Source organism: Bauldia sp. (assembly GCA_037200845.1).
Taxonomy (GTDB): Bacteria; Pseudomonadota; Alphaproteobacteria; order Rhizobiales; family Kaistiaceae; genus DASZQY01.
This window is the reverse complement of the sequence record JBBCGQ010000001.1, coordinates 577306-602229: the sequence shown is the minus strand read 5'-3', so window position 1 is coordinate 602229 and position 24924 is coordinate 577306. Positions and strand designations below refer to the sequence as shown.

The 24924-nt window shown below is 66.8% G+C and carries 24 protein-coding genes and 1 tRNA gene; 8 read left to right on the top strand and 17 right to left on the bottom strand.

Annotation, left to right across the window (positions count from 1 at the left end):
* Window positions 1–40: 40 nt before the first annotated feature.
* The 3 genes from WDM94_02990 to WDM94_02980 all read right to left on the bottom strand — a co-directional run bounded on the left by WDM94_02990 (window position 41) and on the right by WDM94_02980 (window position 2880).
* Window positions 41–1576: a permease gene (locus WDM94_02990; GenBank protein ID MEJ0011590.1), complete on the bottom strand. Its 1536-nt coding sequence runs from the start codon at window positions 1574–1576 to the stop codon at window positions 41–43.
* Window positions 1573–2319, bottom strand: coding sequence for an ABC transporter ATP-binding protein (locus WDM94_02985; protein MEJ0011589.1), 747 nt, complete (start codon window positions 2317–2319; stop codon window positions 1573–1575). Before WDM94_02985 ends, WDM94_02990 begins: the two co-directional genes overlap by 4 nt.
* Before the next feature lie 210 nt (window positions 2320–2529).
* Window positions 2530–2880 carry an SH3 domain-containing protein gene (locus tag WDM94_02980; protein ID MEJ0011588.1) on the bottom strand — a complete coding sequence of 117 codons (351 nt, stop codon included), beginning with the start codon at window positions 2878–2880 and terminating at the stop codon, window positions 2530–2532.
* 126 nt (window positions 2881–3006) lie between these two features.
* Between WDM94_02980 and WDM94_02975 the strand changes: the two genes are divergently transcribed.
* The gene (locus WDM94_02975; protein ID MEJ0011587.1) at window positions 3007–3492 is read left to right on the top strand and encodes a GFA family protein; all 486 of its coding nucleotides are present in this window, start codon (window positions 3007–3009) and stop codon (window positions 3490–3492) included.
* Here WDM94_02975 and WDM94_02970 read toward each other — a convergent pair.
* From WDM94_02970 to WDM94_02960, 3 genes are all read right to left on the bottom strand, one after another.
* Window positions 3489–4721, bottom strand: coding sequence for an MFS transporter (locus WDM94_02970; GenBank protein ID MEJ0011586.1), 1233 nt, complete (start codon window positions 4719–4721; stop codon window positions 3489–3491). The genes WDM94_02975 and WDM94_02970 overlap by 4 nt on opposite strands.
* A gap of 299 nt (window positions 4722–5020) precedes the next feature.
* Complete coding sequence (locus WDM94_02965) at window positions 5021–6478, bottom strand: RimK family protein (GenBank protein MEJ0011585.1); 1458 nt, start codon at window positions 6476–6478, stop codon at window positions 5021–5023.
* Between the two features lie 2 nt (window positions 6479–6480).
* A complete protein-coding gene (locus WDM94_02960; protein ID MEJ0011584.1) occupies window positions 6481–6948 on the bottom strand; it encodes an N-acetyltransferase in 468 nt (155 codons plus the stop codon).
* A 204-nt stretch (window positions 6949–7152) separates the two neighbouring features.
* On the opposite strand from WDM94_02960, the gene WDM94_02955 reads away from it, so the two are divergent.
* Window positions 7153–8094 carry a DMT family transporter gene (locus WDM94_02955; protein MEJ0011583.1) on the top strand — a complete coding sequence of 314 codons (942 nt, stop codon included), beginning with the start codon at window positions 7153–7155 and terminating at the stop codon, window positions 8092–8094.
* An 85-nt stretch (window positions 8095–8179) separates the two neighbouring features.
* The gene (locus tag WDM94_02950) at window positions 8180–8956 is read left to right on the top strand and encodes an SDR family oxidoreductase (protein MEJ0011582.1); all 777 of its coding nucleotides are present in this window, start codon (window positions 8180–8182) and stop codon (window positions 8954–8956) included.
* A gap of 13 nt (window positions 8957–8969) precedes the next feature.
* Here the strand turns inward: WDM94_02950 and WDM94_02945 are convergent, their stop codons facing one another.
* A complete protein-coding gene (locus WDM94_02945) occupies window positions 8970–10835 on the bottom strand; it encodes a cation:proton antiporter (GenBank protein ID MEJ0011581.1) in 1866 nt (621 codons plus the stop codon).
* A gap of 154 nt (window positions 10836–10989) precedes the next feature.
* Between WDM94_02945 and WDM94_02940 the strand changes: the two genes are divergently transcribed.
* Window positions 10990–11066: transfer RNA gene (locus WDM94_02940), tRNA-Arg, on the top strand.
* Between the two features lie 175 nt (window positions 11067–11241).
* Entirely contained in the window at window positions 11242–11850 is a 609-nt protein-coding gene (locus WDM94_02935) for a helix-turn-helix domain-containing protein (GenBank protein ID MEJ0011580.1), read from the top strand.
* A gap of 62 nt (window positions 11851–11912) precedes the next feature.
* Here WDM94_02935 and WDM94_02930 read toward each other — a convergent pair whose 3' ends face one another.
* Together WDM94_02930 and WDM94_02925 are read right to left on the bottom strand one after the other, a co-directional pair.
* Window positions 11913–12797 (bottom strand): MBL fold metallo-hydrolase, encoded by an 885-nt coding sequence (locus tag WDM94_02930; GenBank protein MEJ0011579.1) that lies wholly within the window; start codon window positions 12795–12797, stop codon window positions 11913–11915.
* Window positions 12798–13217: 420 nt separating this feature from the next.
* Complete coding sequence (locus tag WDM94_02925; protein ID MEJ0011578.1) at window positions 13218–14057, bottom strand: oxidoreductase; 840 nt, start codon at window positions 14055–14057, stop codon at window positions 13218–13220.
* Window positions 14058–14299: 242 nt separating this feature from the next.
* On the opposite strand from WDM94_02925, the gene WDM94_02920 reads away from it, so the two are divergent.
* Window positions 14300–15181, top strand: coding sequence for an AraC family transcriptional regulator (locus WDM94_02920; protein ID MEJ0011577.1), 882 nt, complete (start codon window positions 14300–14302; stop codon window positions 15179–15181).
* Window positions 15182–15292: 111 nt separating this feature from the next.
* Here WDM94_02920 and iolB read toward each other — a convergent pair whose 3' ends face one another.
* From iolB to WDM94_02885, 7 genes are all read right to left on the bottom strand, one after another.
* On the bottom strand, window positions 15293–16084 hold the full coding sequence (gene iolB / locus WDM94_02915) for a 5-deoxy-glucuronate isomerase (protein ID MEJ0011576.1): 792 nt from the start codon (window positions 16082–16084) through the stop codon (window positions 15293–15295).
* The gene (locus WDM94_02910; protein ID MEJ0011575.1) at window positions 16081–17547 is read right to left on the bottom strand and encodes an amidase; all 1467 of its coding nucleotides are present in this window, start codon (window positions 17545–17547) and stop codon (window positions 16081–16083) included. The genes iolB and WDM94_02910 overlap by 4 nt, the downstream gene beginning before the upstream one ends.
* Before the next feature lie 50 nt (window positions 17548–17597).
* The gene (locus WDM94_02905; protein MEJ0011574.1) at window positions 17598–18341 is read right to left on the bottom strand and encodes a ribonuclease activity regulator RraA; all 744 of its coding nucleotides are present in this window, start codon (window positions 18339–18341) and stop codon (window positions 17598–17600) included.
* Between the two features lie 34 nt (window positions 18342–18375).
* On the bottom strand, window positions 18376–19530 hold the full coding sequence (locus WDM94_02900; GenBank protein ID MEJ0011573.1) for a mandelate racemase/muconate lactonizing enzyme family protein: 1155 nt from the start codon (window positions 19528–19530) through the stop codon (window positions 18376–18378).
* Window positions 19531–19568: 38 nt separating this feature from the next.
* Window positions 19569–20432 carry an amino acid ABC transporter ATP-binding protein gene (locus tag WDM94_02895; protein MEJ0011572.1) on the bottom strand — a complete coding sequence of 288 codons (864 nt, stop codon included), beginning with the start codon at window positions 20430–20432 and terminating at the stop codon, window positions 19569–19571.
* 11 nt (window positions 20433–20443) lie between these two features.
* Entirely contained in the window at window positions 20444–21118 is a 675-nt protein-coding gene (locus tag WDM94_02890; GenBank protein MEJ0011571.1) for an amino acid ABC transporter permease, read from the bottom strand.
* Between the two features lie 126 nt (window positions 21119–21244).
* Window positions 21245–22009, bottom strand: coding sequence for a transporter substrate-binding domain-containing protein (locus WDM94_02885; GenBank protein MEJ0011570.1), 765 nt, complete (start codon window positions 22007–22009; stop codon window positions 21245–21247).
* 541 nt (window positions 22010–22550) lie between these two features.
* On the opposite strand from WDM94_02885, the gene WDM94_02880 reads away from it, so the two are divergent.
* Both WDM94_02880 and WDM94_02875 read left to right on the top strand, forming a co-directional pair.
* Complete coding sequence (locus tag WDM94_02880) at window positions 22551–23597, top strand: LacI family DNA-binding transcriptional regulator (protein ID MEJ0011569.1); 1047 nt, start codon at window positions 22551–22553, stop codon at window positions 23595–23597.
* A gap of 100 nt (window positions 23598–23697) precedes the next feature.
* A complete protein-coding gene (locus WDM94_02875; GenBank protein MEJ0011568.1) occupies window positions 23698–24438 on the top strand; it encodes a phosphotransferase in 741 nt (246 codons plus the stop codon).
* 26 nt (window positions 24439–24464) lie between these two features.
* Here WDM94_02875 and WDM94_02870 read toward each other — a convergent pair whose 3' ends face one another.
* Complete coding sequence (locus WDM94_02870; GenBank protein ID MEJ0011567.1) at window positions 24465–24914, bottom strand: diguanylate cyclase; 450 nt, start codon at window positions 24912–24914, stop codon at window positions 24465–24467.
* Window positions 24915–24924: the final 10 nt, after the last annotated feature.

Below are 24924 nucleotides of genomic sequence, written 5' to 3'. Positions count from 1 at the left end.
ATCTCGGTGCGCTGTCGCGGTCAAGCGGGGTGGAGTGCGACTAGGCTTCGGCCTTGCGCGGGCTGACGACGCGGACGACGGCGAGAATGATCAGCGCGATCGCGGCGCTGAAGGCGGCGAGCCAGGTGCCGGCGGCGGCGAGGCCGGCGGCGCCTGCCCACGAGAACGACACCAGCGCTTCGCCGAAGGTGGCGATGCGCGACGAGGTGTGGCGGCGGCGGAAGTGGCTGCGCTTGGCCTGGGCGCGGAACCAAAGCTGGATGCGGATGGTCGAGGCGCCGGCCAGCGCCAGGCCAGCGGCGGCGATCAGGGCGTGAAGCGGCGAGAGGAACACGATGCCGAGGACGAGCGGGCCGAGCGCGACCGCGACGGCGCCCATCACGGCCTCGACCTTGGCGCGCGTCACGGCGCCGGGCGCGACCGGGGCGGTGCGGACCAGCTCGGGCGCGTCCTCGCCGGAGATCGCCAGCCACGCCAGCGCGCCGGCGAGCTGGCCGCCGACCGTGACCAGCACCATGACGACGACCACCAGTATGCCGGCGGTGTCGCTGAAGTTTTGCGCCAGCAGCAGCGCGGGCGGCACGAGGTAGAGCAACTGGGTCAGCGTCTGCGACACCAGCCACGGATCGCGGCGGAGCAGCAGCCACTCCTTGCGCCGCATCGCCGCCGCCGGCGAAGCGGTGTGGAAGGCGCGGACGCGGCGCTGGCGGTGAACGGCGGGCAGATCGGTGGCGGCCAAGGAATGCTCGCCGAGGCGCGGTGCGAAGATGAGGATGACCAGCGCTAGGATCACCAGCGCGGCGACCAGGACGACGGCAAGCGCGGGGAAATTGCCGAGCGCGGCGCGGGCGGGAAGCCAGAGCCAGCTCGATGCGTCGGGGGCGGCGGCGACCATGTCGTCGGACGCGACGAAGGCGCGGCGCGTGACCGAGCCATAACTGAGGATGGCGACGACCTGGATGCCGATGGCAAAGGCGGCGCCGATGACCGCGGCAACGACCTGCGCGACGAGGCGCGTGCGGCGTGGCCCCAGAACGCGGAACAGGACGAGCGTGATCGCCACGGCCAGCGCGGCGGCGAAGATGCCGATCGACAGCGCCACGCCATAGGCGGCGAGCCAATGCGGCCCGCCGATCAGCGCCAGCGTGTCGATGACGGGCGCCGACAATGCCAGCGCCATCAGCGCGACGAGCAGCGCGTTGGTGGCGATGCGCATGGAGAACAGGCGGAGCGAGGTGAGCGGCGACGACAGAACCAGATCGAGATCGCCGCGCGAATAGAGCGTGCGGGTGACCGATTCCATTGCCTGGCTGAGCAGCAGCGAGGCGAACAGCAGCAGGATCAGCGAGGTCGTCACCAGCGTCGATTTGTCGGCGGCGAGGTGCGCCGTGCCGAACTGCGAGATGACGGCGTAGGCCGGCAGATGCAGGAGGAGACCGACGACGGTGAGGATGATCGCGGCGACGCCGAGGCGGCGGCGATTGCCGGCAGTGAGCATCGCCTGCCAGTCACGCCACGACAGGCGCAGCTCGTGGCGGGCGAGGAAGCTTAGCGAAACCTCGCGCGGCGCGCTCATGCCGCGGCGCTGTCGCCGACGAGGGTGAGGAACACGTCCTCGAGGCTGCCGCCGCGGCCGGCGCGCAGGCGCAGCTCGGCGAGGTTGCCCTCGGCGACGAGGCGGCCGTTGGTGAGCACGCCGATCCGCTCGGCCATGCGCTCGGCGACTTCCAGGATGTGCGTCGTCATGATGACCGTGCCACCGGCCTTGACGCGCGCCTGCAGCAGGTCCTTGACCTGGCGCGCCGTGCCGGCGTCGAGGCCGGTGAGCGGCTCGTCGAGGATGATCAGCGATGGATCGTGGACGAGCGCGCCGGCGAGCGCCACCTTCTGGCGCATGCCGCGCGAGAAGCCCTCGCAGCGTTCGTCGGCGTGAGGACGCAGGCCGAGCCAGTCGATCAACTGGTTGGCGGTCGCCTCGGCCTTTTCCGACTCGACGCCCCACAGGCCGGCGACGAATTCGAGATATTCCAGCGGCGTCAGCTTGTCGTAGATCATCGGCTCGTCGGAGACCCACGCCATCTGGCGCTTGGCGGCGACGGGATCGGCGAGCGCGTCGATGCCCTGCACCTTGATGCTGCCGTCGTCGGGACGGAGAAGACCGACGACCATGCGGAGCGTCGTGGTCTTGCCGGCGCCGTTCGGGCCAAGCAGGGCGTAAAACTCGCCGGCGCGGACGGTCAGGTCGAGATGGTCGACGGCCGGGCGGTCGAAGGTCTTGGCAAGCCCGCGGAGTTCGAGGGCGGGAGCGATGGCGTTCATGGGGAGCCTTCAGCCGGTGCGGGCCGCTTCTGGGCTATATGGGTCAGGTTGAGGGCGGGTAAATTCGAACGTGAGGATTCTCACCCTCACCGCTCATCCCCGCGAAAGCGGGGGGCCGTGGCGACGGCAGTAACGCGCCAAAGGATGGTCGCGCCGTGGGCTTTCGCTGGAGCGTGAGTCCCCGCTTTCGCGCGGACGAGCGGAGGGAGCTTACAGCGGCGCGATATACTTTCCGTATACCCAGCCGGACTGCCAGTTGCCGTTTCCGACCGGATCGACCCAGGCCTCGCACCACAGGTAGCGCACGGCTGATGCCTGCTGATCCTTCGGCCAGCCGTTGATGTTGTCGAGCTTCAGGCCGCCGGTGCATTTGCCGGTCAGGCTGAGCGGCGTGGCGTTGGGGTAGCCGACGAGGATATCTGCGCCGGAAGTCGGCGCGGCGCGGACGTTCAGCACGTCCCAGCTTTCGACGTTGGCGACCTGCCAGCCGAAGAATTCGGCATGGGCGGGGACGGCGGCCGCGACGAGGCCGGCGAGGGCGAGAAACGCGATGCGGCTCATGGTCTGTCTCCCTGTTCGTGCACCACAATCGGGCGCGGCGGCTGAACCGCAACTGAACGGGCGGTGGACGGTTCTCCGGCCGTACGTAGGATGCACTGACGGAAGCAAACCACGGCGGGGGGAAGCATGGCAGCGATCAGGATCACAGGCGGGTGCCAGTGCGGCGCGGTGCGCTATGCGCTCCATGCCGCGCCGACCCACCCCAACATCTGCTATTGCCGCATGTGCCAGAAGCAGTTCGGCAATATTTTCGGGGCCTTCGCCGGCGTGCGCACGGAGGAGTTCGCAGTCACCCGCGGCGCGCTCGCGTGGTTCCAGAGCTCGGACAGCGCTCAGCGCGGGTTCTGCCGCGATTGCGGCACTCCCCTCGCCTATCAGTTTCACGACCGCCCGCGCATCTCGGTGTCGCTGGGCTCGCTCGACGAGCCGGAGCGGATCAAGCCGGAGCACCAATACGGCGTCGAAGGACGCGTGTCGTGGATCGCGGAGATACTGACGCTGCCCGAGACAATGACCGGCAGCGACGACGCGCCGGAACGCTACGAGCGGATACGGCGGACCAACCGCCAGCACCCGGACCACGACACGGCGGTATGGCCGCCGGCGAGCTAGGCGCGGCGATCGAGTCTTCGGACGCGGCGGATGTCGGGGAACCACCACGCCCACAATCCGGCGACGGCAAGCGTGCCGATGCCGCCCATGACGACGGCGGGGACGACGCCGATGAGGGCCGCCACCGTGCCGGCGCGGAATTCGCCGAGCTCGTTCGACGCGCCGATGAAGACGGAGTTCACCGCGTTGACGCGGCCGCGCACCTCGTCCGGCGTCCAGAGCTGGAGCAGCGTCTCGCGGATGTAGACGCTGATCATGTCGGCGGCGCCGGCGAGCGCCAGCGCCAGCGCGGAAAGCCAGACCGAGCGCGAGAGGCCGAAGACGAGGGTGAAGACGCCAAAGAAGGCGACGGCGGTGAACATCAGCACGCCGGCGCGATCGCGCACCGGACGGAGCGTCAGGTAGCCGGCCATGAGGATCGCGCCGAAGCCGCTCGCCGAGCGCAGCACGCCGAGGCCCCACGGGCCGGTGACCAGGATGTCGCGGGCGTAGGCGGGCAGCAGCGCGACGGCGCCGCCGAGCAGCACGGCGAACAGGTCGAGCGAGATAGCGCCGAGCACGACCTTCTCGTGCCAGACGTAACGGAAGCCGGCGACGACCGTGGTCCACGTGCGCGGCTCCGACATCGTCTTCTGCGCCGGCTTCGGGACGAGCGCGATGAACACCGTAGCGCCGACGAAGAAAAGGAACGCGACCGAATAGGCGACGCCCGGGCCGATGCCGTAGAGCAGGCCGCCCACCGCCGGGCCGACAATGTTGGCCACCTGCCAGGAACTCGTCGACAGCGCGATGGCGCTCGCCAGATCCTGCGGCGGTACGAGATTGGGGACGAGGGAGGACGACGCGGGGTTCATGAAGGCGCGCGAAACGCCGAAGACGAAGAGCAGCGCGAAGATCCAGGTCGGCGTGATCAGGCCCGAGACGGTGAGCACCAGCACGGTGCCGGCGACGAGCGCCTCGGCGAGCTGGCCGAGACCCATGATGGCGCGGCGATTGTAGCGGTCCGACACGTTGCCGGTGACCAGCACGAGCAGCAGCGCGGGCAGAAACTGGACGAGGCCGACGAGGCCGAGGTCGAGCGGATTCGAGGTCAGCGCATAGATCTGCCAGCCGATCGAGACGCTGACGATCTGGATGGCAAACGTGGCGAGGAAGCGCGCAATCCAGAAATTGCGGAAGCCGACGTGGCGGAAGGCGCTCCGCGTCGCGCTGTCCTCCGGGTTGGGCAATGGCGGCGGCACGGCATGGGCCGGGCTCCAGGCGTCGCTCACGGGTGTTGCTCTTAGTGGAAATGGGCCGGAAACCGGCTGTGGCGCGCGCTTTCTACGCGATTGGGTTTGGCGGCGCTACTGGGGCGGAGTTTGTTGCGGCACACCCCTCCCCAAAACGCCTTCGGCGTTTTGACCCTCCCGCAAGGGGAGGGTTCAAGCGGAGTTCAGGTCTTCCAACGAGTCGAGCCCTCCCCTTGCGGGAGGGCCAAAACCGCATCGCGGTTTTGGGGAGGGGTGTCTCTCCTGCCCTCGGCTCGCTAGTTATCCAGCCGATCCGTGAACCAGCGCGTCAGTTCAATCCAGACCTGGTCCTTCTCGGCCTGGTCCTCGACGCCGTGCTCGATGTTCGGGTTGTCGTTCACCTCGACGACGAAGATGCCGTGCGGCGTCTGCTTGATATCGACGCCGTAGAGGCCCTGCCCGATCAGTTGCGCGGCGCGCAGGCCGATGTCGACGACCTCGGGCGGCGCCTCGGACAGCGCGATGGTGTTGTGCGCGCCCTCGATCAGGTGGCCGTCGGCGCCGTGCTTGACGATCTGCCAGTGCTTCTTGGCCATCATGTACTGGCAGACGAAAATCGGTTTGCCGCCGAGCACGCCGACGCGCCAGTCGAACGTCGTCGGCATGAACTGCTGGGCGAGCAGCAGGTCGGTGTCCTCGAACCATTCCTTAGCCAGCGTGTTCAGTTCGGCGACGTTGTCGACCTTCTTGACGCCGCGCGAGAAGGACGAGTCGGGCACCTTCAGCACCATCGGGAAGCCGAGCTCGTCGGCGGCGCGCGTCAGGTCGTGCATGCCGGCGAGGATGACGGTCGGCGGCACGGCGATGCCGTTAGAGGTCATCAGCTCGTGCAGGTAGATCTTGTTGGTGCAGCGGATCATCGAGATCGGGTCGTCGATGACCGGCATGCCTTCCTGCATGGCGCGGCGAGCGAACCGGTAGGTGTGGTCGTCGATCGACGTCGTCTCGCGAATGAACAGCGCATCGAACTCGGCGAGGCGCGGCAGGTCGCGGCGCGTGATCGGCTCGACTTCGACGCCGAATTTTTCGGCAATGCGCGACCAGTGCTTGAGGCTGGCGAGGCTCGAAGGCGGCAGTTCCTCCTGCGGATTGTAGAGGACCGCGAAGGAATAGCGCGGCGTGGCGCGATCCTTCTTCGATTTCCACTCGCGCGTCGTGTGGTTGTGGAGCGCGGCGTGGAAGTCGACCAGCTCCTCCGGCGTCAGTCTGGTGATCGACAGCGCTGCCAGCTTCTTGATCTGCGGGCGGCCGCCGTTCTCGATCGTGACTTCCAGCACCGGGCAGCGGAACCAGTCGAACAGGAGGCGGCCGAAGCGATCGAAGCGATGGTCGGCGATGGTGCCGAAATAGGAGAGCAGCCGATGCGGCGTGGTCTTGTCTTCGGCGGCGGCGAGGGCCTTCGACAGCGAGTCGTCGAGCTCGGGCAGCGCCTGGGCGTAAAGCTGGCGGGCGCCGAGGTCGACCATCGTCTCGACCGAGGGCATGACGCGATGGCCGCGCGCCTCGGCGAGCAGCGAGCAGTAGTAGCCGCGGCTCTGATAGTTGAACGAGCGCGACAGGTTGATCATCTTCGGGCGCGAGCCGCGGAAGAGATTGGTGCGCGCCAGGTAATCCTTGGTGGTGATGACCTTGTGCGGCGTGTCGGCGTTCGGAAAATCGCGCGGCGAGTCGACGAGGATGACCCAGTCGGCCACGGTCACTTGCTCCGCCTCTTGCGCACCGTCGCCAACGTCTTCTCGTAGCGCAGCGCGTCAGTGCCATCGGCGTAGTAGTCGGCGTAGCGCCCGATCGGCGTGAAGCCGCGGCGCTCGTACAAGCTTATCGCGGCGGCGTTGTCTTCGCGCACTTCGAGCCTCAGCACATCGCACCCGCGATCGCGCGCGACCGACAGGGCATCGGCGAGGAGGCTTGCGCCCACACCGGCACCGCGGTGCCTGTCATCGACAGCGATGGAATAAAGGCGGGCGACCAACGAACCCTTCCGGAACAGAACCAGATGGTAGCCCTGAAGTTCCCCGCGCTTGACGGCGACGCGAAGGCTCGCGCTCGGTCCGTCGATGAGGCGCCTGAGACTGCGGCGGGCGATGCGGTCGGATGCGAAAGACCGCGCCTCGAGCGCCTGGAGACCGTCAAGGTCTGCGTCTTCCGCGTCACGTATCTGCACGCCCGATACCGGCCACCGGCCAGCGACTCGGCTGACCGGGCGCGATGTTGACGCCGAATCCCGGCAAAACTCAAGAAATATGGCGTCGCGGCTGTGCGCTATGCGCTATGGCGACGGGCGAGACGCCCGGCCGGCCCTGCCGACGGGGTTCATTCGGGGCGCGCAATCCTCTAAACGACATCGGCCGAGCCCTCCGGAGATGCCATGACCGCGACTGCTTCCGACGCCGCGCCGCCGCGCGGTGCCTTCTGGCCCGCCTTCGCCGCCCTGCTGGGCGGCGCCGTCGCCATGGGTGTCTCGCCGATCTTCGTCCGCCTTGCCGACGTCGGCCCCTTTGCCTCGGCCTTCTACCGCGTGTTCCTCGCGCTTCCGGTTCTCTACGCCTGGATGCGGGTCGAGGAGGCGCGGGCGCCCTCCCCCGACCTGTCGCCGCGCTTCTCGGGGCCGATCGTCGCCACCGCGCTGTTCTTCACGGCGGACCTGTTCTTCTGGCATCTCGCCATTCTCAACACGACCGTCGCCAACGCCACCTTCTTCGCCACCACGGCGCCGGTCTGGGTCGTGATCTTCGGCTGGCTGGTCTATCGCCGGCGCGTCTCGGCGGCGGCGCTTGGCGGGCTGGGCCTCTGCCTGCTCGGCGGGCTGGCCCTCATCGGCCAGTCGTTTGCCCTCGCCCCGGAGCGGCTGGTCGGCGACGGTCTGGCAGCGGCGACCGCGGTGTTTTTCGGCGGCTATTTTCTGGCGGTCGAGAAGGCGCGCGAGCGCCACCGGGCGGCATTCGTGACTTTCTACATGAGCGTCATCACGACGGTCCTGCTGGCGGTGGTTGCGCTGGGCGCGCAATTTTTTCTCGGGCAGCGTTTCCTGCCGATGGACTTTCGCGGCTGGGCGATCCTGATCGCGCTTGCCTGGGTCAGCCACGCCGGCGGCCAGGGGCTGCTGACCGTGGCGCTTGGCGCGCTGCCGGCGATGTTTTCCTCGCTCGTCATTTTCCTCGAGGCGCTGGCCGCCGCAGGGCTCGGCTGGCTCATCCTCAGCGAGCGGGTGACGCTGCTCCAGGCGGTCGGCGGCCTCGTGATCGTCGCCGGCATCTGGATTGCGCGGCCGCGCGAGCGCAAGCCCGATATCGGCGAGGCGGCGCTGTGAGCCAACGCCGCGCCGCCCGGTTTGCCAAGTATGGGGGCCGGCGGGCATAAATCCCCGCCCCGCCCCTCTTCTCAGGATCAGACCCATGGCTGCCCTCGTCATTCCCGACCTCGCCGGCAAGCGCGTGCTCATCACCGGCGCCTCGACCGGCATCGGCGCGGTCGTCGCCAAGGCTTTCGCGGCGCAGGGCGCCAAAGTCGCGCTCCACTACAACGCCAGCCGCGAGGCGGCCGAGGCGGTGGCGGCCGAGATCAAGAGAGCCGGCGGCAGCGTCGTGCTCGTTCACGGCGACATGGGGAGCGCGGCGGGGAGCCGGGCGGTGGTCGACGACGCCGCCAAGGCGCTCGGCGGGCTCGACGGCCTGATCAATAACGCCGGCGGCATGCTCGGGCGGAAGCCTATGGGCGAGATCACCGACGAGCACTACGACAACGTGATGGACCTGAACGCCCGCTCGGTGTGGGTCGCGACGCAGGCGGCGGTCCCGCATCTCAAGCAGGCGGGCGGCGGCTTCATCATCAACACGAGTTCGGTCGCGGCGCGCTCGGGCGGCGGCGGCGGCTCCGTGCTCTACGCCTCGTCCAAGGGATTCGTGTCGAGCATGACGCACGGCCTCTCGAAGGAATTCATCGGCGCCAGGATCCGCATCAACGCGGTGGCGCCGGGCGTCATCGACACGCCGTTCCACGAGCGCTACTCGAATGCGGAGCAGATGAAGTCGATGATCGCGACGATCCCGCAGGGACGCACCGGCACCGCCGAGGAATGCGTCGGCGCGTACCTGTTCCTCGCCTCGGAGGCATTGTCGAGCTACGTCGTCGGGCAGGTGATCGAGGTCAACGGCGGGCAGTTGATGCCGTAGCGCATCGCTGCTTTTACGGCAGCACTTCACGCCGCGCGCGGATGTCTCCGACTTCCTGCTCGATCCTGGCGCGGTAGTCCTTGAGCGAGCCGTTCAGCGCCATGCCGATCGCCTCGCCCAGCGCGCGCGCCGTATCGATGCGCGACAGGAAGACGTAGTCGGCGCCGGCGGCGTAGATCTCGTCGCTCTCGGCGATGGTCACCGCGTTGGCGATGATGATGGCGCCCGGGTTCAGCTTGCGCACCGCGCCGACGATGCGCTTGTTGCTGGTGCCGCGGATCAGGTCGTCCGGCACCGTCGAGACGACGACGCGGGCGCGGTCGATGCCGGCGTGGTGCAGCGTGTCGGGGTTGGACAGATCGCCGTATTCGACGTGAGCGCCGACGGCGCGGATGCGGTCGTGCAGCGTCACCGCGAAGTCGACGACCAGCGTCTCCTTGACCAGCTCCGGGTCGTCGCGGGCGATGTCGTGGAGCAGCGAGGAAGCGACGCGGTGGAAGCCCAGCAGCGCCAGGCGCCACTCCTTGTCGTCGACCTTGTCGGCAGCGGGCGGATCCTTGAAACCGAGGCGGCGGAGCGTCGGCGCGAGGGCCGCGTGGATGCGGTAGGCGTTGCGATAGAGCGGCGTCGTCGCCAGCGCGGTCAGCACGAAGGCAAAGACGATGGCGCTCGACAGGTCGCGCGACAGGTGGCCGAGATCGGAGCCGAGGAAGGCGATGACCAGGCTGAATTCGGAAATCTGGGCCATGCGCACGGAGGTGACCTCGGCGTTCCGCTGGTCGAGGCCGTTGAAGTAGAGCAGCGGGAAGACGATGAGCTGGCGGGCGGCAATGGCGGCGATGGCGATGCCGACAGCGAGGATCAGCACGCCGACGCCGGAAGGCTGCGGGATCGACAGGCCGAGACCGACGAAGAACAGCGTGACGAAAAAATCCTTCACCACGCTGACCTTGGTGCTGATCTCGATCGAATACGGCAGGCTGGCGATAGTGGCGCCGGCGATCAGCGCGCCCATGCCGGAGCCGACGGCGAGATGCGTATGCAGGCCGGCCGAAATCTCGAGCAGCCAGTCGAAGCTGGCGCCGAGGAAGACGATGGCGAAGCACCAGGCGAGCGCGCCCACGAGGATGATCTCAGGCACCTTCGCGATCCAGCGGAAGGCGACGGGGAACAGCGTACGCGCGCACAGGAACGTCAGCCCGGCGAGGATGGCGATGCCGACGAACGATTCGAGAATCGACAGGAACTCGGGATGCTCGAGGCTCGGCTGGATGACAATGATGACGATCGCCCAGACGTCTTCGATGACGAGCAGGCCGAGCGCGACACGGCCGGGAACGGTGTCGAGTTCGAACGCCTCCTGGAACAGCTTGACGACGAGCAGGGTCGACGAGCCGCCGATGACGAGGCCGACGTAGAGCGGACCGAGAGGCCCGAGCAACCCGCCGAGGCCGAGCAGCGCGAGGCCCTGTGCGACGATGAAGCCGAACAGGATGATCAGCGGATACTGCACGAGACCGGTGAGGATGATCGTGCGGCCGCTCGAGATGATCTTGCCGACGTCCATCTCCAGGCCGATGACGAAGAGCAGGAGGACGAAGCCCAACTCGGCGATGGTGTCGATGTTGGCGCTGTCGGTGACCAGCTTCAGCGCCAGGGGGCCGGCGATGATGCCGGCCAGGATGTAGCCGGCGATGGCCGGGAACTTGATGCGCGAAAATACGATGGCGAGCAGGCCGGACAGGAAAATGCCAATGCCCATGTCGTGGACGAGTGGCGGCAGGGCGCCCTCGGCGGCAAAAGCCGGCGTCCCCGCCGAAAGCGCCAGCATGGCGGCGGCCGTCCCGGCCAGTACCGCCCTTCCTGCACGCCTGATCATCAAATCTGTTCCAGCTCGAACGGCACGACGGAATCGCCCGTGCGCCACCATCGTTCGGGCGCCCATCGCCGGTCAAGCTTGGGCTGAAATCTTGGTATCCGGCGTCACAGGGCCGGATTGTCGGAGGGCGGCGGTTACGGTATCAGAAGCCCAGGCACCCGTAGCTCAGCTGGATAGAGCGCTGCCCTCCGAAGGCAGAGGTCACAGGTTCGACTCCTGTCGGGTGCGCCAATCGTTCCGCCGGAACAAAGCTGGGCACTCCGGCCGGAGTGCCCCCGCCACCCATAACCAGCCGTTCCAGAACCGTCCGCCTTCCGTGCATACGGATTTCCGTGTCGTCCACTTCTACGTTGTCGATGACGGCGCGCAGATAGGCGCGGCGGAAGGCCGTATCCCCTGAAGGACTTTGCTGCGCATCGTCGCGACGAAGGCTGCAGTCTTTTCTTCGGTGACCTTCGCGTCGGGCCGCATTTCAGGCCCGGCGTTGCGTCGTCGGACGATGTGGTTTAATTTTGCAACTTCGAGCGGCACGCGGGAGAAGCGTATGAAAAGCAAGACCGGACGCCGAGGCGCCAATTGCGGTATCGCGCGCGCGCTCGGCGTCGTCGGCGACCGATGGTCGCTGCTGATTATCCGCGACGCATTCGGCGGGAAGGAGCGCTTCGGAGAGTTTCAGAAAGGTCTCGGCTTGGCGAAGAACATCCTGTCATCCCGCCTCAAGAAGCTCGTTGCGGAGGGCATCCTCCATACGGTTCCGGACAGCGAGGAATCGACCTTCAAATCTTATGTCCTGACGGAGAAAGGTGAGCGGCTCGGGGTCGTGCTCGCCGCGCTCTGGCAGTGGGGCGAGCAGAATTGCTTCGCCAAAGGCGAGGTCACCCAGACGCTTGTCGACCGACGTACTAACGAGCCTCTCGCGAGGATTTCGCTGAAGACCGCGACAGGCCGGTCGCTCTCTCCGCGCGACGTCAATCTGATCGCCAGAGATGCTGCGCAGCCGCGGGTGGGCCGTTAGGCCGGTAGCAGGTGCGGACCAGGCCCCGAGGCTCGCCGTATCCGTCGATCGGGCCGACGCCGCTATTTCGCGGCGCGCTGCTGAGGTGGCTGCTTGGCGGCGTGGGCCCCGCCCCACAGCGATCCCGGATTCAGCCGGTTGGGATAGAGAGCCAGCATCCGCTGGTAGAGTTCGAGCGCGGTCGCTGTCTCGCCGTCAAGGCGATCGAAGTCCTCGATATAGCGGTGCGTCGCCGCAATGTGGCGGGGATCATTGTCGGGGTCGAGGGGCCCGTGGCCGACGACGACGACCTTCGGCTTCAGCGCGGCGATCCGGTCGATCGCCGCCAGCCAGGCGATCCTGCCGTCGTGGTTGGATTCGGCAAGAAACGGATGAGTCTCGTTGTAGATCGCGTCGCCGGCGACCACCATGTGGAGGGATGGCACATAGACGGAGGTGGTGTCGTTGGTGTCGGTGTGTCCGGTATCGACGACGCGGAACTCCCGCCCTTCAAGATCGAATACGTCGCCTTTCAGAGGGCTCGCCACCGTCAGCCGCGCGGGTATCTGTCCCGGCCAGCGCGGCTCCAGGTAGGTGGCGATGAACTCGGGAGACGTCATCATCTGCATCGCCTTCACCACGTTCGGACGGGCGATGGCCCGGGCGTGGGGGAAGCGCGCCAGAATCTGCGTCAGGCCGAAGAAATGATCGGGGTGCGCATGGGTGAGGTAGACGGTGCGCAGCGTCTTTCCCTTGGATTCGATCCAGTCGGCAAGCTCCGCAGTCTGCTTGTCGCTCAGGAACGTGTCGACCAGAAGGGCGTCGCGGTCACCCCAGAACAGCGTCGCGGTATTGGCGACCCAAGCCAGTTGCTCCTTGCCGGCAGGAACGCCCTGTGTGGCGCTCTCGCGGCTGCGGATGAACAGCTCCCAATGCAATGGCTGGGAAGAGGAATCGCCTGCGGTCATGGATCGCCTCATCTGGTTGCATAACTAAACCATACAGACCATAAGCCACTAAGTTTCGTTTTGCAACCAGTACGGCCGTCGCCTCGATCTCGACCAGAACGTCGGGCGACATCCCCGGTCCCGCCACGCGAAGTACGACGATGACCGGCGGGTTGGGCCGTTTGCCCCAGCGCTTCATCCACGCTTCGAAGCCCGGCCAAATATCCGCGTCTCCCTTCACGTAGATGCCGAGGCGCGCGAGGTCTTCTGCTACGGAGCTTCTCGACGGGCTGACCGCCAGGCCCGATGATCCTGGAAATCTATTGGTGCAACAATCACATAGCGGTGCCCAGTTTCATCTCGCCGGGTGCGCCACCTAACTCTCCGCCAGATTTCCACCGCCTAAGGCGCCATCGCCCGCTTGATCAGTCAATATGCCGATCAGGGCTTCGGGAAATCGGTGCTCAGGCTCAACTCCTGCCATGCATCGAAGTTCTGCCGAAGCGCCACGAGCCGAAGCTGTGCGGCCTGATAGGCATCGGATCCGAGGAGCAGCCTCAGGGGCGGCTCCGCGGCGTCAACCGCGTTGATGATCGCGGCGGCGGCCCGTGCGGGGTCGCCCGGCTGCGAGCCGGAATTTGAGCGAGCGGCTGCACGACGCGCTCCGGCCGTTGCCGCATAGTCGTCGATCACCGTCCTCGATTCGACCATCGAGCGGCCCGCCCAATCGGTGCGGAAACGGCCCGGCTCGACGATCGTCACCTTGACGCCGAGCGGAGCGACTTCCATCGCCAGCGATTCCGAGAAGCCTTCAACCGCGAATTTGCTGGCGTGATAGTAGCCGGTCGCCGGGAAGGCCATGAGGCCGCCGAGAGAAGACACATTGACGATGTGGCCGCTGCGCCGGGCGCGCATGCCCGGCAGGACGTAGCGGGTCAGTGCAAAGAGACCGAACACGTTGGTCTCGAACTGCCGGCGGACCTCCGCGCTCTCGCCTTCCTCGATGGCGGAAAAGTATCCATACCCCGCGTTGTTCACGAGCACATCGATGCGTCCGAAGTGCGCTTCGGCGTCGGCGACGGCCTTCTTCAGCATTGCCTCGTCGGTGACGTCGAGCGTGACGACGAAGGCGTTATCCTTGTGCTGCTGGGCCAGGTCCTGAACCTGAGCCGGATTGCGGGCGGTGAGAACAACTTTGTCCCCCTGTTCGAGGACCTTGGTGGCCAGCTCGCGGCCGAAGCCCGTCGAGCAGCCTGTGATGAACCAAACTTTCTTCGACATGTGCGGACCCTTCTTCTTGCGATCGCCACAGCCGGAGGCGCGTTTCTCGACACCGATGTTGCAGTCTCGATTGTCGAGTTGAGCCGGCCGGCCGCCGATCAACGTGCCCGACGTTGCCATCGGCGATGGCTTGCCAGCTAGAAAGGATGGCGCCAATCCTTTGCACGATACTATCAAGTTTGGTAAGAACGTGTTGCCTCTGGCCGGCGGGGGATGGCACACCGGGGCGAAGGAGTGGCGCCATGCACGAGCTTCTGGAACAGATGTGCGAAGTGGCCGATCGGCATGCGAAGGAGGCGCGATCGCCGACGAGCATTCCGGGGCTGACGCTCTACAACATACGCAAGAGCGTCCACGTAATGCATGTGCTCTATAATCCCCGCATCTGCATCATTCTGCGCGGCAGCAAGACCGTGAGCCTAGGCGACGCGCCGTTCCATGCCGACGCTGCCACCTTCCTGCTCGTGACCGTCGATATTCCGGTTGCCTCGCGCGTCTTCGTCTCCGGCGACGGTCGATCGTACCTGTCGCTGACTCTCGACCTCGACCGCGGAGTGCTGGCGGAAATCATGCAGAAGCTTCCGCTGCGCCCGATGCCGGCGATGCCACCGGCCGGACTGGCCGCCGCGCGGGTGAGCGACGAACTCCTCGAGCCGTTCGCGCGGCTGCTGAACATCCTCGATCGCCCGGACGAGATCGAGTTTCTGCGGCCGCTGATCGTACGGGAAATCCACTACCGCCTGCTCAAGAGCGGTCTTGCAGATCCGCTGGTGCAGTTCGTCATGAGCGGGTCGCACCTTTGGCGCGTCGGCAAGGCGACGAGCTGGATCAAGGCGCACTACAACGAACCGATGAGCATCGATGGATTGGCCGAGCTCGCCGGCATGAGCGTCACGTCATTTCACCGGCACTTCAAAGCGGTGACGCTGATGACGCCTTTCCAGTACCGGACTCAGGTTCGGCTGCAAGAAGCGCGGCGGATGCTGCTCGGCGATCACGCGACGACCGGCACTGTCGGCGTCGCCGTCGGCTACGACAGCCAGTCCCAGTTCAGCCGCGAATACAAACGCATGTTCGGCGCGCCACCGGCGACCGATGCCGCGCGGCTCATGGGCGCTGCCTGATCCGTTGCAGGAATGCAGGGTCAGAAAATCAGCAAGGCTTCGCGATAGCATCGGGCTGCGTCGATGCCCGCAACAGCTTGCGTCGAATGGTCCGGCCAAGTTGCCCCTGCCTTAACGCAGTATCCACTCGTGCTCGACGGCGTTGTGGATCTTCCAGGTCCGCACCGGGCCGGCCATGACGTTCAGGTAGTAGAGATCGTAGCCGTGAACGGTGGCGACGGGGTGATATCCCTTCGGCACGAGACTGACGTCGCCGTCCTCGATCAGCATCACCTCATCGAGACTGCGGTCATCCGTGTAAACGCGCTGGAAGGCGAAGCCCTGCTGCGGATTGAAGCGGTGGTAGTAGGTCTCCTCCAACTGGCTCTCGCGCGGCGGATCGCTGGTGTCGTGCTTGTGCGGCGGGTAGGACGAGGTATGACCGCCGGGCGTGATGCACTCGACCACGAGCAGGGATTCGGCCGGCTGGTCCTCCGGAAGGATGTTGGTTGCAAAGCGCGTGTTGGTGCCTTTGCCGCGCGTCAGCACCCCGACATCGCCGGGGCCGATGACGCGCGCCGGCAGCGAGCCCTTGCTGCCGGGCGCCGAGCACACGGCGATTTCGCAGGCCGTGCTCGCGGTCAGCTCCCATTCGCTGCCACCGCCGACATAGACCGAATGGGGTCGCCCGGCGAACGGCGACATGCGTTCGCCGACCAGGCCGAAATCGCGACCGCCTGCCTTTACCCTGCCTCTCCCGGCGACGAACACCAGGCAGACCTCGCGGTCGCCGGTCGTTGCTTTCACCGTTTGCCCGGGCGCAAGAAGATGCACGTCGAAGCCGACGTAGGTCCATCCGGCGCTCGCCGGTGTGACGTGCTGGACGAGGCCGGATTTCCCCGAAGGTTTCAGCAGGAGGTTCATGCCGCGACTACCGGCCGCTTGTCTTTCGCGCCTTCGAGTTTGGGATGGCGCGTGTGCCAGTCGGTGACCTGCTGGTAGGCGTGACCGGCGCGCAGCAGCAGGTCCTCGGCAAGGTGGCGGCCGACGAGCTGGAAGCCGACCGGTACGCCGCGCTTGTCGAAGCCGCCGGGGAGCGTGACGGTCGGGCTGCCGGTGATGTTGAACGTCGAGGTGAAACGGATGAAGCCGGCGATGTCCTCGAGCGGACCCTCGGTCATCGCGGTCCACTCGGCATTGGTCGGCGACCGTGTCGGGATCGCCGGAACGATCAGCAGGTCGACCGTCTCGAAGATGTCCGCGATGCGGCCATTGAAGGCCAGGCGTCGCTGCATCGCCTTGCCGAGGCTGAGGGCATCGACGTCGGCGAAGCTTTCCAGAATCGCGGCGAACTCCCGGCCATATTCCGAGGCGCGGCTGGGATAGGTCTGCTCGTGCGAAATCCGCGCCTCGGTGACGCAGATGCTGTTCCAGATGTCGGCGACGTCGCGCGTCCAGGGGACCTCGACGGGCGCGATGCGCGCCCCGAGGTCGACGAACGTCTCGACCGCACGGTCGAGGACGGCGCTCACGTCGGCATCGAGGCCGGTGAACGCGAAGTCGTGCGCAAGGCCGATGCGGACACCGCGAATGCCATCGTCGAGCCGCGCCAGGTAATTCGGCACCGGCGCGACCAGCGCGGTCGGGTCGTCGGCATCGGCGCCGGCGACGACGGAAAGAAGCGCCGCCGCATCCTCGGCCGAACGCGCCATCGGCCCGATGTGATCGAGCGAGTTGGCCAGCGGAAAGATGCCGTGGCGGCTCACCCGGCCCCACGTCGGCTTGAGGCCGGTCAGCCCGCAGGCGGTGGAAGGAAACCGGATCGAGCCGCCGGTGTCCGATCCCAGCGAACCGAAACACAGACCGGCGGCGGTAGCCACGCCCGAACCCGTGGAGGATACGCCGGGCCATACTTCCGCGCTCCACGGATTGATGGCTTTCCGCATTTCCGGGTGGTGCCAGGAGAACGCGCCCTCGGTCATGGTCAGCTTGCCGACGATAATCGCGCCGGCCGCCTCCAGCCGCTTGACGACGGTGGCGTCGTAATCGGGAACGAAATCGCGGTGGATGTGCATGCCCGCCGCCGTCGGGGCAAAGGCCGTGAAGCAGAGGTCCTTTACGGCGACCGGGACGCCGTGGAGCGGACCGCGCCGCAGCCCGCGCCCGATCTCGTCGTCCGCCTGCCGCGCCCGCGCCATCGCGCGCTCCGCCAGGACCGCGGTGTAGCTGCCGAGCGCGCCATCCAGCTTCGCGATGCGATCGAGAATCGCGGCGGTGACCTCGGCCGACGTGAGCGCGCCGGCGCGTATCTTGCGGGCGACCTCGACCAGTCCGAGGTAGTGGACCTCGCTGGCACCATCGTTCCTGGCCCTGGTGTTCGCTTTCATGATCCGCCTGCCAATTCCGGCCACGCCGGCTTCTCCGCCGCTTCGGCCGTTCACTTCTTGGGGTCTGTCTTCGCGCGCCACGCGCGGTATTCAGGCTCGGCTTCGGGAGTGAGCGGGTAGTATTTCCGGAGGTCGCCGCCTTGCGAGAGGCGCAGCCGCGCGAATTCCTCCCACTCGGCGTGCATGCTCGACGTCGCAAGGATCGACGGCGCCAGCTTGATCGGCACGACCACCGCGCCGTCGTCGTCGGCGATGACGATGTCGCCCGGCATCACCAGCACGTTGTTGCAGGCAATCGGCGTGTTGACGCTGAAGGGAATGAGATTGGTCTGCGTGTGGAAGTTCGGCGTGACGCCGCGAATCCAGTAGCCGAGGTTCAGATCCTTGGCCTTCGGATAGTCGCGGATACAGCCGTCGACGACAACGCCGACGCCGCCCTTGCCGGCGAAGTACGTCAGCATCATCTCGCCGAAAACGCCGCTGCCCATGTCGCCGCGCGCATCGACGACGACAATGTCGCCGGGCTGGGCATGATAGAGCGCGTGCCGGTGAAGCTGCTTCTCCGGGTCGTCGAACTCGTCCGTGCCGTAGAGGTCTTCGCGCTTCGGCATGAACTGCAGCGTCAGCGCCGGCCCGGCAATCGCCAGCCCGGGCTTCCAGGCGACCGGCCCGCGAATATGGGGATCGCGGATGCCGAGCTTGTATAGTTCGCCGGCCGCGGTCGCGCTGCCGATCTTGGCGAGCCCTTCGACCAGCGCCTTGGGGGGCCGCTGGATGTCCTGTGTCACGATCATTTTGCGCCGCACTCCGGCTTGTTGCTGGTCATCGTCAGGCGAACAGGGGCGAGGGATCGGGCGTGTAGCGGGCCAGCCGCGCACGATCGAGCACGACGCCCAGGCCCGGGCGTTCGGGAATTGCCAGCCATCCGTCGGCGTCGAGCGCGAACGGCGTCTCGAGGATGTCGTCGACGTAGGTGCTGCCGCCGATGAACTCGACGAGGTCGGTATTCGGCAATGCCGCCGCCATCTGCAGGTCGGCGGCGACGCCGAGGGCCGTGTTCCAGCCGTGGCCGACAAGCTTGACGCCGAATTCCTCGGCAAGCCAGCCGATCCGGCGCTGCTCGCTGATGCCGCCGACTTTGGTCACGTCGGGCTGGACGATGTCGAGCGCGCCCTGCGTCAGCCACGGGACGAAAGTCTGCCGGCGCGTCAGCACTTCGCCGCCGGAGATCGGCACCGGGCTCGCACGGCGCAGCTCGCGATAGTCGTCGATGGCGTCCGGGCGCAACGGCTCCTCGAACCAGCCGACCTGATAGTCGCCGAGCATTTGCGCCGTGCGTTTTGCCCAGCTCAATCCGTTCGGCCAGAACGCCTCGCTGGCGCCGGCATCGACGAACAGGCGGCTGTCGCCGCCGGCGGCCTCGCGCGCCGCGCGCACTATCGCTTCGTCCATGGCCGGATCGCCGCGGCGCCCGAACGGCCCCCAGCCGATCTTGAAGGCGCGGAACCCGTCGGCGTGGAAGCGCGCGACGAGGTCGCGCATCTTCGCCGGCTCCTCCATCGACAGCGAGCAGTAGGGCTGCGCGCGCTTGCGGTACATGCCGCCGAGCAGGCGCCCGACCGGCATTCCGGTCGCCTTGCCGAGAATGTCCCACAGGGCAATGTCGATGCCGCTGATGGCGTGGGTGATCGAGCCGCCGCGGCCCATCCAGAACGTGTTCTGATGCAGCTTCTCGGACACGCGCTGCGGCTCCAGCGCGTTCTCGCTGATGAACAGCGGTTCGAGGACCTTCACGGCCGCCTGAACGAGACCGCCGTCGGTGTAGGCGCTGCCGTGGCCGACAATGCCGCCGTCGGTGTGCACGGCGATCAGCGCGTGATGCGACGTCCAGTTCTCGCTGACGGTGCGGCCGGACAACGGCACCGCGTTGATCGCGGTGATGCGAAGGGAGAGGCCGGCGAGGTTGGGCTGCGCTGCGTTCATCGTCTCGTGCTCTCGTCTCTCAACATTGCAGCCTCCGCTTAGCGCCGCAGACCGGCGATATCGGCGCCGGACGGCTTGGGCAGCGTCCGCTCGATCTCATCGAAGGTATCGGTCGGCGGAGCCGCTTTCGGCGCGGCGTCGAAGTGCGTCAGTACCGAACGCAGAAATTCGCGCGTGCGCGGCTCGCGCGGCGCGCCGAAGATCTGCTCCGGCGTGCCGATCTCGACGATGCGGCCGCGATCCATGAAGACGACGCGCGACGCCACCTGGCGGGCGAAGTTCATCTCGTGGGTGACGATGACCATGGTCATCCCGCCGCGGGCGAGATCGCCCATCACGTTCAGCACCTCGGCGATGAGTTCGGGATCGAGCGCGCTGGTCGCTTCGTCGAAAAGCATCGCCTTCGGATCCATGGCGAGGGCGCGGGCGATCGCGGCGCGCTGCTGCTGGCCACCGGACAGTTCCTCCGGGAAGGCGTCGGCCTTTTCCGCCAGGCCGACCTGCTCGAGCAGCTCCATGCCGCGGCGGCGCGCCTCTTCCTTGGAACGGCGGAGCACGTGGACCGGCGCTTCCATGATGTTGCCGATGACGGTCAGGTGCGGGAACAGATTGAAGTGCTGGAACACCATGCCGACCTGCGCCCGCACGGCCGAGACGGTGCGATTGTTGTGGGCGCGGAAGCCGCCGCCGGCGATCTCGTCGCGGTAGGCGACCTTGCCTTCGATGACGATGCGGCCGCTCTCGATTTCCTCGAGGTTGTTGATGCAGCGGAGCAGCGTGGACTTACCGCTGCCCGACGGCCCGATGATGCAGACCACCTCGCCACGCGCGACCGTCAGGTCGATGCCGTCAAGGACATGCAGGTCGCCATAGTGCTTCTGCAGGCGGTTCAGCTCGATCATCGGTGTCGCGCTCACGACCGCTTCCTCCGGTAGCCGCGCCGCGTCACCCGCTCGAGGTAGTCGACGAAGCGCGCCGCCGGGAAGCAGACGATGAAGTAGAGGATGCCGGTCATCGTGTAGAGCGTGAGGTACTGGTAGTTGCGCGCCGAGATGATCTGCGAGGTGTAGAGCAGCTCCTGGATGCCGACGGCGGAGGCGAGCGCGGTGTCCTTGAACAGCGAGATGAGATAGTTGCCGAGCGTCGGGATCACGACGCGGATGGCCTGCGGCAGGATGATGCGTCGCATGGCAAGGGCGCGGCCCATGCCGAGCGCGGCGGCCGAGTCGTACTGGCCCTTGCCGACGGCCTGGATGCCGCCGCGATAGACCTCGGAGAGATAGGCCGAATAGTTGAGCGTGAAGGCGATGATGATCGCGGTCCACGCGTCGAGCCGGATGCCGACTTCGGGCAGCACGAAATAGATGTAGACGATCTGGAGCAACGCCGGCGTGTTCCGCACCAGCTCGATGTAGGCCTTGATCAGCCAGCGCAGCGGCGCGAAGCGCGACATGCCGGCGAGCGCGACCACCATCGCCAGCACCAGACTGAGAACGATGATGATGAGGGTGAGCTCGATGGTAACGAGAAGGCCGGCGAGCAGCGGCCCGAGGGCTTCGAGGGCAATATCGATATTGAGCAGTTCCATGCACAAGACCCGCCGAAACACGGCCAGGCGAACCCGGCCAGACAACCGTTTTCACGGTTCGAGACTAGCAGAAGAACCGGGACGCCATCGGCGACGACGTCCCGGCCCGCTTCGGGAGAAAGCGGATTACTGCGTCGGCAAGTTCATGTTGCGCTCGGACAGGCCGTACTTCTTGAGAATGGAAAGTACCTGGCCGTTGGCGCGCATTTCGGCGAGCGCCGTCGTGTAGGCGACGCGCAGGCTGCAGTCTTCCTTGCGGATGGCGAAGCGCGCCATGCCGTAGCCGCCGCCGTTGATGAGCGCCATCGGCACCCCAGCGGGGAGGACCTCGAGGTTGTTGTCCGGCTTCTGTTGGGCGAACTGATTGAAGCCGATGTCGTCCTCGACCACGGCATCGAGGCGGCCGTCGTTCAGGCTGGTGAATTCGCCGAACTGATCCTTGAACGACGTCGTCGTGATGCCGACGCTCTGCAGGTACTGATCGGCCGCGGCGCTGGTGACGACGCCGACGCGCTTGCCCTTCAGGTCATCGTAGCTCTTGATGCCGAGCGGGTTGCCCTTGGCGACGATCAGCGCCGGGCCGTACCAGAATGCGGGACCGGAGAAGCTGATGATCAGGTCGCGCTTGGGGTTGTGGTGCAGGTCGGCACCGATCACGCCGACGCGCTTGGACAAGAGGGACGGGATGAGCGCCTCGAACGGCAGGAACTCGTTCTTGACGTTCGTGATGCCGAGCCACGCCAGCACGGCATTGTTGATCTCGACGTCGATGCCGCTCGCCTGCTTGGTCGCCTCGTCAAGGATGACGCCGGGCGGGCCGACGGAATACCCGACCGTAATGCCGTCCTTCTGTGCCGTCGCCAGCGACGGGTCACCGCAGTTGTCGAACATTGGCTGCGCTTCGTTGAAGAACTTTGGGTCTTCGGCGAACGCTGGCGCCGTGGCGAGCGAACAAGTCACCGCCAGAGCGACCGCCAGATTTCTCGAAATAGACAAATACCCCTCCTTCATTCCCGGTTGATCTGACCGCTGCACCAAGCAGCGAGCAGCAAGAATTGCGCCTGTGGGAAATCGGGGCAGCGGACGACGCGCCGAGCGATCGGCGCACCTCGTAACGCGACCCGGAATGTCCCGGTCGGAATCCTGCCTTGGTTTTGAGTCCCCCCGAATTGGTTGGCACATCGCTTGACCGACGACGCGTTCAAGGACTGCGGTCCCGTGGCAATCGCGATCGGCGAAGCTTGTTCGGGCTCATCGCCCCACTGCCCTCGTCTCGTCGCGACCCCAAGTGCATCACTACATGTCCTGACAGCGCTGTCAACAGCGCTGTCATCAGCGCTGTCATCGTTGTTTTGCGCCGATGTGGTTGACTGACCGGGCTAACCGCCTAAACAGGGCGAATGCGCTGTTACAACCGCACACGGAAGAATCGATGAGGGGCCCTGAGGAGGACGAAAAGCCGCGCCGCGAGACGCTGAGCGACGTCGCGGCGCTGGCGGGCGTGAGCCCGAAGACGGTGTCGCGGGCGCTGCGCCAGCCGGAGACCGTCTCGCGCGATCTGCGCCGCCGGATCGAGGTCGCGATCAACGAAATCGGCTACATCCCCAACCAGCTCGCCCGCGCGCTCGCTTCGGCACGTACCGGCACGGTCGGCATCCTGGTGCCGTCGCTCACCAACGGCGTTTTCCCCGCCTACCTCCGCGCGCTGCACGACGTGTTCCTGCCGGCGGGCCTGCAGTTGCTGCTCATCAACTCGCGCTACGGGGAAGAGGAGGAAGAGAAGGGAATCGCGACGCTGCTCGGCCACCATCCCGAGGCGATCATACTGGCCGGCATCGACCAGACCGACGCCTCGCGCCGTCAGCTCGAGCGCGCGCGCGTCCCCGTCGTGCAGACGATGGAACTCACCGACAACCCGATCGATGTGAACATCGGCTTCCGCCAAGTGGAGGCGGCCGGCGACGCCACGCGTCTGCTGCTCGGCATGGGCCATCGCCGCGTCGGCCACATCGCCGCGCGTCTCGACATTCGCACGCGCCGCCGCATGGACGGCTATGCCAGCGTCATGCGCGACGCCGGGCTCGAGCCGCTGATAGTGGCGACGCCGGAGGCCTCGACGATCGAACTCGGCGGCCAACTGTTCGCCGAACTGCTCGAACAGGCGCCGGATATCGAGGCGCTGTTCTGCTGCAACGACGACATCGCGGTCGGTGTCCTGTTCGAATGCCAGCGCCGTGGCATTCGCGTGCCTGACGATATCTCGATCGTCGGATGGAACGATCTCGATTTCTGTGCCAGCACGGTGCCGACGCTCACTTCCGTCGCCACGCCGCGCTACGAGATGGGGCGCCGCGCGGGAGAAGCTGTGCTGGAAATCATTCGCGGAAGCGGGCGGCGTCCGGAGGAGCGAAGCATTGATCTCGGCTTCAAGATCAACCAGCGTGCCAGCACCCTGCATGCGCCCCGGTTGGCGTTGTGATGGAGCGGGAGCGCTTCGACGCGCCTTGCGCCCGGTCTCCTGGGCTCTGTGCTGACTGCCCGTCCGCCAGCCAGCCACGTTAGGTCGCCGGGGCAATCGGATGTCGCCAGCGGGATGGGATGCACTCGGGCAGTGGGGTGACGATGCGGCGCGCGTCGAGCGGCTTTCCGGCGGCGTCGCCAACGATGTGTGGAGCGTGCGTATCCACGGGCAGCCTGCGGTCGCTCGTCTCGGCTCCAGGAGCGACGCCGATCTCGCGTGGGAGACGGGGCTGCTGCAACACCTCGACCGCGAAGGCCTGACCGTGCCGGTGCCGATACCCACGACGGACGGCCGGCTGTTCGTGGATGGTCTGGTGGTGATGACATACGTGGAGGGTGGACCGCCCGAGACGGAGGCCGACTGGCGGCGCGTGGCCGACACGCTTCGCGCGCTGCATCGATTGACGGAGGGCTGGCCGCAGCGCCCGGGCTGGCGATCGTCGACCGACCTGCTGCACGCCGAGACCGGGACGCGGATCGACCTTAGCCGGATGCCGGCCGAGGCGGTCGCCCGATGCCGGGCAGCGTGGGCACGGCTCGTTGGGCGCCAGACATGCGTCGTCCACGGCGACCCCAACCCGCGCAACATTCGCGTGACGGCGGGACGGGTTGCGCTGATCGACTGGGACGAGTCGCACGTCGACGTCCCCGACCTCGACCTGGTGCTGCCCTACAACGCCGCCGGCCTTGAGGGCAGCGCGCACGACATCGCCGCGCAGGCATCAGCGGCCTGGGAAGCCGCCGTCTGCTGGGACGACGAACACTCGATCAAGCGGCTGGCCGAAGTTCGGGCGATCTGAGATCGCCGCCGCGCTTGAGCCGGCGGCTACGTCGCGCTCGCTACAGGGTCGTAGACCGACACGCGGCCGCGGCCGGCGGCCTTGGACGTGTAGCAGGCCGCATCTGCCTGGGACATGATCTCGGGCAGGCCGGGGGAGTCGCTGCCGATCGTGGTGATGCCGATGCTGGCGCCGACCGAGTAGCCGGTTCCGTCCCATTCGAAGCCCAATGTCGCGACCGCATCGACAACCTCCTGCATCACGTGGGCGGCAGCGCTGGCCGAGCAGTCCGACAGCAGGAGCGCGAACTCGTCGCCGCCAATGCGCGCGGCGAAATCCTGGCGGCGGCACGAGCGCCGGAGGACGTCGGCGATCCGGCGCAGCAGCGCGTCGCCGGCGGCATGTCCCGCGTTGTCGTTGACGGCCTTGAAGCGATCGAGATCAACGAGGCAAAGCGCATAACTGCGCTGCTCGCGCCGGGCCCGCTGGCTTGCCACGGTGAGCGCC

What these genes read in the sequence shown, in the direction of transcription:
- WDM94_02905 (MEJ0011574.1), bottom strand. Translation starts at nt 18,341, where the DNA reads ATGATCGTGACACAGGACATCCAGCGGCCCCCCAAGGCGCTGGTCGAA.
- WDM94_02890 (MEJ0011571.1), bottom strand. Translation starts at nt 21,118, where the DNA reads ATGGAACTGCTCAATATCGATATTGCCCTCGAAGCCCTCGGGCCGCTG.
- WDM94_02955 (MEJ0011583.1), top strand. Translation starts at nt 7,153, where the DNA reads ATGACCGCGACTGCTTCCGACGCCGCGCCGCCGCGCGGTGCCTTCTGG.
- WDM94_02985 (MEJ0011589.1), bottom strand. Translation starts at nt 2,319, where the DNA reads ATGAACGCCATCGCTCCCGCCCTCGAACTCCGCGGGCTTGCCAAGACC.
- WDM94_02925 (MEJ0011578.1), bottom strand. Translation starts at nt 14,057, where the DNA reads ATGTCGAAGAAAGTTTGGTTCATCACAGGCTGCTCGACGGGCTTCGGC.
- iolB (MEJ0011576.1), bottom strand. Translation starts at nt 16,084, where the DNA reads ATGAACCTCCTGCTGAAACCTTCGGGGAAATCCGGCCTCGTCCAGCAC.
- WDM94_02945 (MEJ0011581.1), bottom strand. Translation starts at nt 10,835, where the DNA reads ATGATCAGGCGTGCAGGAAGGGCGGTACTGGCCGGGACGGCCGCCGCC.
- WDM94_02910 (MEJ0011575.1), bottom strand. Translation starts at nt 17,547, where the DNA reads ATGAAAGCGAACACCAGGGCCAGGAACGATGGTGCCAGCGAGGTCCAC.
- WDM94_02990 (MEJ0011590.1), bottom strand. Translation starts at nt 1,576, where the DNA reads ATGAGCGCGCCGCGCGAGGTTTCGCTAAGCTTCCTCGCCCGCCACGAG.
- WDM94_02930 (MEJ0011579.1), bottom strand. Translation starts at nt 12,797, where the DNA reads ATGACCGCAGGCGATTCCTCTTCCCAGCCATTGCATTGGGAGCTGTTC.
- WDM94_02950 (MEJ0011582.1), top strand. Translation starts at nt 8,180, where the DNA reads ATGGCTGCCCTCGTCATTCCCGACCTCGCCGGCAAGCGCGTGCTCATC.
- WDM94_02875 (MEJ0011568.1), top strand. Translation starts at nt 23,698, where the DNA reads ATGTCGCCAGCGGGATGGGATGCACTCGGGCAGTGGGGTGACGATGCG.
- WDM94_02900 (MEJ0011573.1), bottom strand. Translation starts at nt 19,530, where the DNA reads ATGAACGCAGCGCAGCCCAACCTCGCCGGCCTCTCCCTTCGCATCACC.
- WDM94_02880 (MEJ0011569.1), top strand. Translation starts at nt 22,551, where the DNA reads ATGAGGGGCCCTGAGGAGGACGAAAAGCCGCGCCGCGAGACGCTGAGC.
- WDM94_02920 (MEJ0011577.1), top strand. Translation starts at nt 14,300, where the DNA reads ATGCACGAGCTTCTGGAACAGATGTGCGAAGTGGCCGATCGGCATGCG.
- WDM94_02885 (MEJ0011570.1), bottom strand. Translation starts at nt 22,009, where the DNA reads ATGTTCGACAACTGCGGTGACCCGTCGCTGGCGACGGCACAGAAGGAC.
- WDM94_02895 (MEJ0011572.1), bottom strand. Translation starts at nt 20,432, where the DNA reads ATGATCGAGCTGAACCGCCTGCAGAAGCACTATGGCGACCTGCATGTC.
- WDM94_02975 (MEJ0011587.1), top strand. Translation starts at nt 3,007, where the DNA reads ATGGCAGCGATCAGGATCACAGGCGGGTGCCAGTGCGGCGCGGTGCGC.
- WDM94_02980 (MEJ0011588.1), bottom strand. Translation starts at nt 2,880, where the DNA reads ATGAGCCGCATCGCGTTTCTCGCCCTCGCCGGCCTCGTCGCGGCCGCC.